Origin of the sequence: Acinetobacter calcoaceticus (genome assembly GCF_051947995.1) — a bacterium.
GTDB lineage: Bacteria > Pseudomonadota > Gammaproteobacteria > Pseudomonadales > Moraxellaceae > Acinetobacter.
Genome location: NZ_JBLVVH010000012.1, coordinates 74151 through 86337, shown reverse-complemented (window position 1 = coordinate 86337; position 12187 = coordinate 74151). Strand labels below are relative to the sequence as shown.

Annotated in this window: 12 protein-coding genes; all 12 read right to left on the bottom strand. The window is 43.9% G+C overall.

Annotated features, from left to right (window positions below):
* Positions 1–154 precede the first annotated feature (154 nt).
* Positions 155–1648, bottom strand: a complete 1494-nt coding sequence (gene trpE / locus ACNQO6_RS17010; RefSeq protein WP_440209740.1) for an anthranilate synthase component I — start codon at positions 1646–1648, stop codon at positions 155–157.
* Positions 1649–1760: 112 nt separating this feature from the next.
* A complete protein-coding gene (locus tag ACNQO6_RS17005; RefSeq protein ID WP_440209739.1) occupies positions 1761–2426 on the bottom strand; it encodes a phosphoglycolate phosphatase in 666 nt (221 codons plus the stop codon).
* A gap of 71 nt (positions 2427–2497) precedes the next feature.
* A complete protein-coding gene (locus ACNQO6_RS17000; protein WP_005226382.1) occupies positions 2498–3112 on the bottom strand; it encodes an FHA domain-containing protein in 615 nt (204 codons plus the stop codon).
* Between the two features lie 62 nt (positions 3113–3174).
* Positions 3175–5445 (bottom strand): type II secretion system secretin GspD, encoded by a 2271-nt coding sequence (gspD, locus tag ACNQO6_RS16995; protein ID WP_440209738.1) that lies wholly within the window; start codon positions 5443–5445, stop codon positions 3175–3177.
* A gap of 40 nt (positions 5446–5485) precedes the next feature.
* Positions 5486–6325 carry a type II secretion system protein N gene (locus ACNQO6_RS16990; protein WP_440209737.1) on the bottom strand — a complete coding sequence of 280 codons (840 nt, stop codon included), beginning with the start codon at positions 6323–6325 and terminating at the stop codon, positions 5486–5488.
* Complete coding sequence (gspN, locus tag ACNQO6_RS16985) at positions 6325–7068, bottom strand: type II secretion system protein N (RefSeq protein WP_436870725.1); 744 nt, start codon at positions 7066–7068, stop codon at positions 6325–6327. The genes ACNQO6_RS16990 and gspN overlap by 1 nt, the downstream gene beginning before the upstream one ends.
* Positions 7069–7245: 177 nt before the next feature.
* Entirely contained in the window at positions 7246–7572 is a 327-nt protein-coding gene (locus tag ACNQO6_RS16980; RefSeq protein ID WP_343581632.1) for an H-NS histone family protein, read from the bottom strand.
* 389 nt (positions 7573–7961) lie between these two features.
* A complete protein-coding gene (locus ACNQO6_RS16975; RefSeq protein ID WP_440209736.1) occupies positions 7962–8402 on the bottom strand; it encodes an acyl-CoA thioesterase in 441 nt (146 codons plus the stop codon).
* Positions 8403–8410: 8 nt separating this feature from the next.
* Positions 8411–9604 carry a heme biosynthesis protein HemY gene (locus ACNQO6_RS16970; RefSeq protein ID WP_436870723.1) on the bottom strand — a complete coding sequence of 398 codons (1194 nt, stop codon included), beginning with the start codon at positions 9602–9604 and terminating at the stop codon, positions 8411–8413.
* A 6-nt stretch (positions 9605–9610) separates the two neighbouring features.
* Positions 9611–10438 (bottom strand): hypothetical protein, encoded by an 828-nt coding sequence (locus ACNQO6_RS16965; RefSeq protein ID WP_440209735.1) that lies wholly within the window; start codon positions 10436–10438, stop codon positions 9611–9613.
* On the bottom strand, positions 10435–11211 hold the full coding sequence (locus tag ACNQO6_RS16960) for a uroporphyrinogen-III synthase (protein WP_440209734.1): 777 nt from the start codon (positions 11209–11211) through the stop codon (positions 10435–10437). The genes ACNQO6_RS16965 and ACNQO6_RS16960 overlap by 4 nt, the downstream gene beginning before the upstream one ends.
* On the bottom strand, positions 11211–12128 hold the full coding sequence (hemC, locus tag ACNQO6_RS16955; protein ID WP_199975445.1) for a hydroxymethylbilane synthase: 918 nt from the start codon (positions 12126–12128) through the stop codon (positions 11211–11213). The genes ACNQO6_RS16960 and hemC overlap by 1 nt, the downstream gene beginning before the upstream one ends.
* Positions 12129–12187: the final 59 nt, after the last annotated feature.

The following is a 12187-nucleotide window of genomic DNA, read 5'->3' as shown; positions in this document are numbered from 1 at the left end:
AACTGTGGACCTACTGATTACAAGTCAGTTGCTCTACCAACTGAGCTATGCCGGCTTTTTCTTAGTGTTTCGTACGTTTCGTATCGGAACGGTGTGCAGTTTAGCAAAACTTAGAATCGATGCAAGTGCTTTTTTAAAAAAAACCGTTAAAAACTCATAAAATCAATCCGTTTGACGATAATTCAACCGCTTTGATCACTGCGCGAGCTTTTATTTGGGTTTCATTCCACTCAGATTCAGGATTTGAGTCCGCAACCAGCCCTGCTCCAGCCTGTACATAGACCTTTTTATCGCGAATCACACAGGTTCGAATGGCAATCGACATATCCATTTCACCATGCCAGCCTAAATAACCCACTGCACCGCCAAACACACCCCGTTTTACCGGTTCAACTTCGTCAATAATTTCCATGGCACGTATTTTGGGTGCACCGGAAAGTGTTCCAGCCGGGAAAGTCGCCTTAAATACATCCAAGGCATCAATATCATCACGGACTTCACCCTGCACATTCGATACAATATGCATGACATGTGAGTAACGTTCGATCACCATACGGTCTGTCACTTGCACTTTACCAATCTTAGATACACGTCCAACATCATTACGCCCAAGATCAATCAGCATTAAATGTTCGGCAATCTCTTTTTCATCCGCCAGTAAATCTTGTTCCAAGGCCAGATCTTCTTCTTTGGTTTTGCCGCGTGGTCGTGTCCCTGCTAAAGGACGTACTGTTGCGATACCATTTTCCAGACGGGACAGAATCTCTGGCGATGATCCTACAATATGAAAAGGTTTTTGATCGGTCAGTGTCTGACCTTGCACCAGGAATAAATAAGGCGATGGATTTAAATGACGTAACGCACGGTAGACCTGTAAAGCTTCACCATCAAAGTCAGACACCATACGCTGACCAGGCACGACCTGCATCACATCCCCAGCACGGATGTATTCCTTAACCTTGTCCACGGTTTCCAGAAACTTTTCCTTGCCGGTAATCGATTCAAAATGTGGTGCGCTATGCGGTTTTGCTTGCAGACTCACTGGGGTTGCCAGTAACTTCTCTAGCTGATCCAGCTTGCCTTGTGCTTTGCTATAGGCATCTGGTTCATTCACATCAGCATGATGGATCAGGAACAGGGTATCTTTTAAATTATCAAAGACAATCACCGTCTGAGAAAGCATCAACCATAAATCAGGTAGGGTCACCGGATCAGCAGTTGGGACATTCTTGAGTTTGGGTTCAATATAACGCACGGCGTCATAGCCTAAATAACCCACTAGCCCGCCGGTAAAACTGGGTAAGTCTGGTAGTTCAGCTTTACTTGGAACTTTAAACTGACTTTGAAAATCACGAATATATTGAAACGGATCTGCACAATCCTGTTGCGTTACTGTGCCATCTGCTTGCTGGATGGTTAACACGCCAGCATTGCATGAAAAAACAGTAGATTCGCCGAGGCCAATCATGGAATAGCGTGCCCAGTTCTCGCCACCCTCTACCGATTCAAATAGATAGGCTTGTTTCTGTTCCTTAAAACGTGCAAAAACAGATAACGGGGTTTCAGTATCAGCCAAGCGTTGACGATAAACTGGAATGGTGTTGTAGCCTGCTGCTTTTAATTGTTCAAACTGGATTGCTGTTGTCATGAGTCATCTCTTATGGTTTCGATTTATCTGCGTTTCCCTGTTTTAATACTGCTTTAATCCCGCCATCGAAAAACCATCATCATCCTCATACCTCTTTCCCTATCTGATTTTCTTAAACTAACTCTGCCAGACGATCAACCACTTGCTGTGGCTGGCAGTCATAAATGCTTTCTCCATGATTATAGCCATAGCTGACTACAATACAATCAATACCTGCACGCCTTGCGGCTTCGACATCATTGCTTGAATCGCCAATCATCAAGGTTTCAGCCGTGGTTATTCCTGCTTGCTCTACACAATGCAACAGCGGCAACGGATGCGGTTTACGCTCCGCCAAACTGTCTCCACCTACGACCATTTTAAAATAAGGTGCAAGCTCTAAAACGTCCAGAATTCCTCGGGCCAGATGTTCAGGCTTATTGGTGACACAGGCCATGGCAATATTATGAGCCTGACAATACTCCAAAAATGGCAACACACCCTCATATACCTGCGTATCGACACAGAGCTCTTGCGCGTACACCTGCATAAAGGTGCTTAAAAGCTGCGTTTGCTGTTGCGCATCGACCTGTCCAAATAAATGGCTCAGTACCGCTTCACATAATTTTGCGGCACCCTTGCCCACCCAGACTCTCACCTGAGCTTCAGTCACCAGCGGTAGCCCTAGCTTGGTCAGACTCAGGTTCATGGCACGATATAGGTCAGCGGCCGAATCCACCAGTGTTCCATCCAGATCAAATAACACCAGATGACGACTTTGCAACTGCGCAACAGACATGAAATTTCACCCTCATAATAAAAAAGGCACACCCAAGCGGGCATGCCTTTGATTGTAAAAGCTTCGCCCGATTATTTAAAGAACAGCCAGGCAATCACAGCTAAAATGATCAATACAATAATTGAAATGAGTCCAACCGACGCATTCTTCTGTTGCTCTTTCTCTTCAGCCACACGTGAAACAGGCTCTTCAAGCGCAACAGGTTGTGGTTCGGGCACAGCCTGTACCTGCACACCTTCAGGAATGGGTGCTGGTTTTGGAATCGCGACCTGTTGTGGCATCCCGTCACGGGTAATCGGTGTTTCTGCCGCACGTTCGGCAATGCTCGGCATGCCTTGATCATGCGTGTTTGCTGTCACAGGCTCTGCTTCAATTTCAGGTAATTCTGTTGCTGCCGCCGGCGCAAGCACCGAGAATACGAAGCTGGCAAACTGCAAAATATCACCATCATGCAATTCGGTTTCCTGCTCGATTCGCGCATCATTAATAAATGTGCCATTGGACGAGTTTAAGTCTTGCACCCAAAGCTGTTGATCTTTGAGTAACAACGCGGCATGACGACGCGAAATATCGGCGGATTGCAACAAAATATCGGCATCCTGATGTCGGCCAACCAACATATCACGCTCAATATTCAGTTCCTGCCCCGTAAATTCACCTGTAATGGCTTGTAATTTCCAAGTCATAGATGCATATCCTTTATCATTTTCCACAATCGTAACATTGTGACATAAGCGTTTCTGTGCAGCTACTGTGAAGACGCAGGGCGAATCGTAGTGGTAGTGACCGTATTTTTACTCCGCTCGGTTTCCTTCACCGGCAGCTGTACGGTTTTCTGCTGCAGCTGAGGCTGCTCAACCGCAACCGGCGTAGTCACCACAACGGTTTTTTTGGCTTGCGTCGCGGTCGGAACCTTTTGATATGGGGAGTTCTTCACAATCGCCTGAGGGTTATAAATATCTGCAACATTTTCAGGCAGTTTGGCAAAGTTGCCATTCTTGTCCATTGAAAGTTGCAAACTATAGAGCTGATTATAACGCTGCTGAGAAATGCGACGTACGTCATTGGCATCACCAACAATGGTTGGGTGGATAAACACCAGAAGATTACGCTTGATATTACTACGTGCATCGGCACGGAATAAACGCCCTAGATACGGGATACTACTCAGTCCAGGAATTCCCTGACGAGACAATGCGGTATTGTCCGCAATCAAGCCACCCAATACTACCGTTTGTCCATGCTCTGCAAGTACAGCGGTTTTAATGGCGCGCTTATTGGTCACAAGGTCGGTTGCCTGACCTTTATTGTTTTGAACATCAGATACTTCCTGTTCTACTTCAAGACGAACCGTGCCATTATCCCCAATATGTGGAATCACTTTTAAGGTTACACCCACATCCTTACGCTCAACAGTGGTATAAGGATTAACACCTGTACTATTTGTAGTTACCGAACCTGTCACAAAAGGGACATTCTGACCAACAACGATATACGCCTCTTCGTTATCCATCGTTACAATCGACGGCGTAGACAAGAAATTGGATTTGGTATTGGTTTTCAAGGCCTGGATCAACGCGCCATAAGCCTTACGTGAATTATCAAAATTACCTACACCTATCGTTGCACCATTGCCTTTACCGGCATCTCCAGCAATCGCTGCCGCTGCACCACTTGCACCCCCAGTCGCATAACCTGCAGCAATCGATGCCAGACTTGCCCCGACATTACTAAAGCTAATCAGGCCGACACCACTGCTTAAATCTCCCAATGCCCATTGAATCCCCAGCTGGTCGGCATCATCACCAGAGACCTCAATAATCGCAGCCTCAATCAGGACTTGCTGGCGACGAATATCTAGCTGCTGAATCGCCGCATCAATTTCACGCATCAATTGCGGCTCTGCTTTGACCACCAATGCATTTTGCGTTGGATCAGCAATAATACTAATGCCTGCCCCATTAAAACTGGTAATACCTGCGTTTTGATTATTATTTGAATTGCTATTCAAATTAATTGAAGGCGTCGACACAGAAGAAGATGAAGAACCACTTGATGTGCCTGAATTCTGGTTATTTGAAATCAGGTTATTAATGGAGTTTGAACTACTGTTGCTATTTGACGAAGAAGATGATGATGAAACAGATTGCCCTGTGACCAGCCCCTGTAAAATCTCAGCCAGATTCTTGGCACTTGCATATTTCAGGCGAAAAACTTTTAGCCCACCGAGGCGATCCGCTGAAGGTACATCCAGCATTTCAATCATTTGACGCAAACGCTTGCGCGAGTCCGGATCACCCTTGATTAAGATACGATTGGTTCGGTTATCTGCAACCACACGGACACGCGATCCAATGAAGTCCTTGGATGCACCTGTAGCACTCATGGTCTCGAGCAAACCAATAATTTCTTCGGCCTGACTGGATTGCAGACTAATTGCCTCAATGTCGTTTTGCCCAGTTCCATCCAAATTACGCACGATATTTTCAAGCTGGTAAATATTGGTGGCACGGTCCGAAACAATTAAGGCATTGGTTCCAGCCACCGCAGCAAGATGCGCGAACTGTGGCATTAATGGACGTAATGCCGGGATCAGGTCATTCGGATTGGTATTTTGTAGCCAGATCACACGCGTGACAATCTGGTCACCGCCAGCACGACTTCGGGCATCATAAGGAATACCCGAATTCTTAGCATTACTGTCTGGTACCAGTTTTACTGTATTGCCAGAAGGTAGCGCCACCACACCATTAACATTGAGCACACCCAGAAATAGGTCATACACCTCATCTTTATTCAGCGGTTTATTAGAAATAACCGTAACATTGCCCCGTACACGTGGGTCAACCGCAAAGTTCTTCCCGGTAATATCAGCAACTTCGTTAATAAATGCAGTTAAGTCCGCATCACGTAGATTGATCTTCCATGTTTGTGCTTGCACATGGGTACTGACTGTCGCAATTAAAGGCGCTGCAGCAAGTAATGCCCAAAGTGGACGTTGATGATTCAAGAAAGCCATAACCTGCACTTATTCCTAACTGATGTGTGACGTGTGATCACTAAAAACTTTGTTGTATGGTCATCACCTGATCACCACGTTTTATTTCTATTTTGGCATGCCCCTCACGACGTACTTGCTCTAATAATTGTACTTCGTTGAGCCCCTGCCCGACGGTTTGTCCATTGATCGATAGAATACGATCACCCGAACGTAAACCTAAGTTATTTTTTAAGTTCGAGGGTGTCTTATCCGAGATTTCATAGCCATCCCCTCCACTACTGACGCCCATATTTTTCAGATACTGTTCCCGGTTATCCTGCATTTGCTGGATGGCCTGCCCTAAAGCAGACTGGGGCGAATTCTGGGCAGGCGCAGGTGCTGCTGCGGGAGGGACACTGGTTCCATTATTTAAAACAGGTGCAGCCGGTTGATATAAACCATTATCTAGCCCCTTGAATTTGACTTCACGTGTTGCGCCATTACCTTGACGCAAGATCACATGATCCCAATACACTTCAGCGAGCTGATAGGAAGTTGAACCAACGGTTTCACCGACACGATAACGTTCAGCAGTATCATTCATTTTAATGACGGCAGAAGACAAGTAATTTGGTTGACCGAGCAATACACCCTGTAACTCCAGATTGACATTATCATCGGCCGAAGCTGCCGCCGGTTCATTAAATAAGGCAAATGAACTGATATTGGGAACCTGGGCTTGCTGCGAACCCAGCTCAACCCGGTCAAACTGCATCGGTTGTGGCGGTGCAACTACCCACCAGAATAATGAAGCCAGCTTCCAGCATAACCATAGAATCAGTAAAGCCAGAATCAGGCCACTTAACTTATCAAGCTTCTGCCAACGCAATTGTTGCATTTTTTCAGTGATCGCTTTCATCAGAAACCACCCTGTAACAATGGCTGGCGTGAACTGATCACATAGGTATCTAACCCTGCCTTACCCTGATAGGACGGAATATTCAACAGCATACGTTGCGTCAGCTGCACATCCAGCATCAGGTTGGCATCTAAGCTGAGATTTCCCATTTTCTGGCTACGCTGATCACGGATATCAATCTGGAGTTGCCCGTTTTCATCTTTTATTTCAGCCACCAATGAAGGCATATTCATACGGTCCTGACGTTGACCGAAAGTATAGCCCAATGCGCCGCCCCCCCAGTTCAATTGACCTTCGGCTGCACTAAAGCCTTTTTCTTTTTGATAATTAAATTGTACGTCTTTCAATTGAATTGCATTTTCCGGCCATTGCCAGTTTGCAAAATACTTTAATGTTTCAGGCGAAATCGCCCCCTGTAAATCCTTGATCATGATTTTCTGCCCCAAACCATAACCAAATATCCCGTTAAATTGCGTATTACCGCTATGGATCTCAAGATTTGCACCCAGACGTAACAATAACAAATCTAAAGGACGGGTTTTCCAGTGAACCGAACCACGTAACTGACCACGTTGCCAGTCGGCTTGCCCCTGCCAGATATTGCCGCTGACATTATGTAATATTTGATTATCTTTTGAGAATTTTGCAATTAACCATGTTGCTGGAATCTGTAAAATAATAAAAATTAAAAATGCAAAAATGGCGAAAAGCCACCATCTCCATTGCTTGGTTTTTTTCTTCATTCAACCCTTACCAACATACACAATATCATCCTTTTCGAGACACTCGCCCTTGAATGACATTATGCATACTTTTTCAACATCGCCAATTCTCTCATATAAAAAAACCAAGCTTTTTAAGCCTGGCTTTTGATTCAGGATAAAGTCATCGTATGACAAAACGATGACTTTAAAACTTGCTTAGATTAAGAAATCTTCAAGTTTTGCACCTTTTTCTAACTCGGCAACTAACCAGCGTGGCTGTTTACCACGACCTGTCCAAGTTTCTTCAGTATTGTTTTTGTTGCGGTAACGTGGCTCTACAGCTTTACGCGTCGTTTTCTTACGCTTTTGCTCACCCAATTCCAATAACTCTTCAACACTAAAGCCGATTGCTTCTGCGATGGCAATAATTTGATTATAAGCATCTTCAACTGCCTGATCTTTTTTGCTGGCAATCAAAGCTTCAGCTTCAGCCTGTAAACGTTTTAAATCTTCTACTGATAAATCGCTAATATCTGGTTTCATTCGAACCACTCCAACTTAATAAGAAAAAAATATATCACTCAAAATAAAAAATGAATTTAGAATTCTATTCAATATTAATTTATAAGCGATTAAATAATCAATATCAGAATAGCCTACTTAATCGCTTATCAACAATAAAATGGCTTTTTTATTTACAATAAAACAAAAAAAGTAGAATTTTGATATAAAAAAAGGTTTCCTGAAATTAAATTAAGTACCAAAACAAACAACAACTATATTAACGTATTCTTAAATTTCACTAAAAAATTTCTTATTTTCGCATTTATAAGGTGGTACTTCCGAGTTAGCTTTTCGGCAATATGCTCAAGAGAACCACATTATAAAACTGCTTATATACTCAAATAAAATAGACATAATTGTCTTTATAATTATTGATTTGATATTAATTGATGACCAACATTTTCTTCTAGCTGGATAATCTTCTGCCGAATCGAATCTGGGATATTGAGCTTTTGGGATGTTACTTTATCTACACAAACCATAACGGCTTCGCCAGTTGCAACGATTTGATTTTGGGATTCACTCCATAAAACATAATGCATACGAAAAGCACTATTTCTTAACTCTTCAATACGCGCACCAATATGCAGCACATCGGGATAAAATACTGGTCGTAAATATTTACATTGACTTGAAGCAACCACTGTCAATATCTCCTGTTCGAAGATATTTAAAGCCATTAAATAGGCAATCCGGGCACTTTCCATATATCGATAATACTGTACATTATTGACATGCCCGAAAGCATCCATATCTCCCCAAGCCACAGCTTGTCGATGAATAACCGGATAGACAGACAGTTCTTTCATATTTACACTCATATCTTGAAGTTAAGAAAATTCACATCATTTTCAAATATTAAATTTAACTGCTTGATTAAGTCCTGATTATCACCCAGTGTCGATTTAATCCTTAAATAACTCATTAATATATTATCTGGATATAAAGTTAATAATTGTTCTGCTTCTGCCTGACGTTGTGTTGCGCTATAAATATGCCACTTTGCAAAGGCTAACATCGGGACGCTGGTATACCGCTGCTCCAGTTGAATAATACGCTGCTCAACATAAGCATAATCCGGGATCTGCTTGAGTAATTGTTGCTGGAACCACAAATAAAATACTTCCGGATCGAACTGATCCTGCAATAAGTGCAACGCCAGCTCTTCATGCTGCACGCTCATTTCAGGCATCCGGGCCAATAGTTTCAACCACAGCACCTTACTACTATAAGGACGCGTTTCAATCTCATCCTGTAATACCAGATAGCGCTGTTGTAATGCGCCTAGATCATCAACCGAAGCCTGATCAAAATGAATTAATAATTGCTGCAACCATAAATCACGATGTTCTGCGTCCAATAACCCGTATTGCGTGGTTTGTAGAAATAACCAGGGTTGTTGGAGTGCCAGTTTGCCCCATAGCGCAGTAATACGTTGCTGATAGGCGGTTTCTATTTCAACCAGCCATGGAGAAAGCTGATGTTGCGCCAGAAACTCTAAATGGGTCAGCGCTTTCTCGGTTTCTTTTTGCTCAAGAAAAATATCAATGCGTTGCAACTCTGCCAATTCAAAGGCCATTGGGGCTGATTTATCCAGACTCTGCAATGCAGCCGCGTAGTCCCCATTTTTATAATCAAATTGTGCATCAATAATATTGCTAAGCAAGCCAGACTGCGCAAATACACGCTCAATAAAAACCTGCTGATCCTTTGCTGCCTCCAACAACCAGACAATGCCAAGTTGTTCATAAGGATGTAAATCCTTGAAGTTCAGAATCGTTTCTTTTTTTCTTTGTTCCCGCGTTAAATAGCGTTTGGTGACTAACCAGCATAATTGCAACAACAGACTCGTCACAATAAACAGAGCAATCAAACCCCAGACACTACTTTGAAACTGCCATTCTCTCCAGTAAATATAAACGTAGCCATTTCCATAGCCGTAACTCAACACAGAAAATAATGCAAACAGCACCAGAGCCGAGAGAAAATAAATCAACATTAATTGCTTCATGACAGATTATCCCAACAAACCTAAGCTTGTTAATTTCGGTGTAGGTACTGCTTGCTGGTTTGAGATTTTCTCTAAGCGTAATTTCATTTGCTGGCTATTTTGATCGGGTAACTCGGCAAGCAACTGGATGACTTCCTGCACCGACTTCTGATATTCAGTAAATTGTCCTTCATGCAAGGCTTGAGATGCCAGCAATAGCCGTAATTGTGCTTCTTTTAATGTAATGTTACGGCTCATCAAATCAGGTGATGAACGTTGTACTTTTTCCAGTTTAAACCAGTGCCACCACGTCGCACTTTCACCTTTCTCAATTGACACTTTGGGATTTTGCAAATCTTGGGCAATCTTTTGATCCAGTTGCTGCAATAAATGATCAAGCTGCTGCTGTTGCTGGGTTTGATTTAAAACAAATTGCTGAATAGCTTGTTTGTCCTGCTCAATTGACTTTAGCAGGCTATCTTGTAAAGCTGGTGAAACTGCATATTGCAGCACCTGCTGCTGGGCTTGATTCAGTTGTTCCAGCGCATAAATAAACTGCTGTTGATCCAGTGCGAACTGCACCAGTTGCATGTGCTGCTTAATCAGGACAATGGGAGAAATACCTTCAACAGTCATCGGGATAGAAGACTTATCGGCAGACTCAGGCATACGATTATTTTGCAACTGACGCTGGACGGCAACAAATTGATCGTTCAATAAGGCATAACGCTGTTCAGTCTGGCTAAGCTGCTGTTGAAGCTGGGGAACCGTTTGAGAATATTGTGCAACATCGTAACTGAGTTTAGCCAACCACAACAAACTCAGCCCTAATATTAAATAACCAATTTTTCTCATACATGTCCTTGCCAGTCTCTCATGCGTTGAATGATCTCTGATGCAGATAAATTTTCAAGCTGAATAATGTTAAATGCTTTGTTTGTCTGTGTTCTGGTATTTTCTAATAGTTGTGCCAAGCGCTGCCCCAATACCAGATAAACCCACGATCGGGATAAGTGCTGTTGATCACAGACCTGCTGCCAGTAATTCCAGCTTGCCTCACTAGTGATCAGCACAGCAACGGTTTGTTGAGGCATTATCTTCTTTACTATCTCAGGGAATATCTGAAAACTTTGTTGCGGACATTGACGGTGATAAAGCACAAAATTGAGTACCTCAATCCCCTGCTGCTGCAATTGCTGCATCATGAATTGTCGTCCACCCAGCCCCCGCCAGAAGGCAATTTTTTTGACATTTTTCTGCTGCTTTAAAATGGGTAAATCCAGCATGCCTTCCGAGTTTTCGACCTGAGGCACATCACTGTAAATATTGAATCGGGCCAGTGCCTGCGCAGTGGTTTGCCCGACCGCAATCCAGCGGATATGTTGCAGTTGCTCCAGCGTGATAGCGGCATGCTGCAAATAGTGCATCCCCACCTCAACCGCAGTGGGACTGACCACAACAATCACCTGAACCTGGTCAAGCTGCTGATAGAGGTGCTGCAGGCCTTCCGAAAAAGGCTCTGGCACCAGTTCAAGCAATGGCAAGTCCACAACCTGATAACCGGCTTCGGATAATGCCTGTGTTAGAGCACCAGCACGGTCTTCAGGGCGCGTATTGATCAACAGCATTAATACAACGCTTTTAGCAACTCACCTGCACCTTGCGCCAATAAGCGTTGTGCCAGTTGCTCACCCAGTTGCTCAGCCTCTGCTGGCGCACCAACCAGTTGTTCTTTTAATAAAGTATGACCATCGACACTACCCACTCGCCCTTCGATCTGAAGCTGATCATTGGCTAAAGTGGCATAGCCTGCAATCGGAACCTGACAGCCACCTTCAAGATAAGCATTAAAGGCACGTTCTGCGCGGACACAAATCGAGGTTTCTTCATGTTGTAACGGCTGAATCAGTTTTAATAATGCGTCATCATCTGCACGGCATTCCAGCCCTAGCGCACCTTGTCCAACTGCTGGCAGACTCAGTACAGGTGCCAGACAATGACGGATACGATCCGATAAGCCGAGACGTTTCAGTCCCGCGCTCGCCAAGATAATGGCATCATATAATCCGTCATCCAGTTTGGATAACCGTGTTCCCACATTACCGCGGAGATCAATAATCTCCAGATCTGGCCGTTGCTGTAAAATCTGGCATTTACGGCGCAGGCTCGAAGTACCGACTTTTGCCCCTTGCGGCAACTCATCAAAATGCTGGTATTGATTAGAAACAAATGCATCCAGTGGATCTTCACGCTCACAAATCACTGCTAAGGTTAAGCCTTCAGGTAAATGCATCGGCACATCTTTCATGGAATGGACCGCTAAATCTGCACGGCCATCTAGTAATGCAGCTTCCAGCTCCTTCACAAACAAACCTTTACCACCAATTTTTGCCAGTGGGGTATCCAGAATCTTGTCACCCTGCGTCACAAACTTGACCAGCTCAACCGTTAAATCTGGATAAAGTGCATTTAAACGAGAACGAATATGCTCGGCCTGCCAAAGTGCAAGCGGGCTTTGTCGGGTCGCAATTTTTAAGGTTTTCATAAATTCAAGTGAAGTATTGATCAAAGCAATTGCTCCCAACTTAACTTGATCACCCGAAA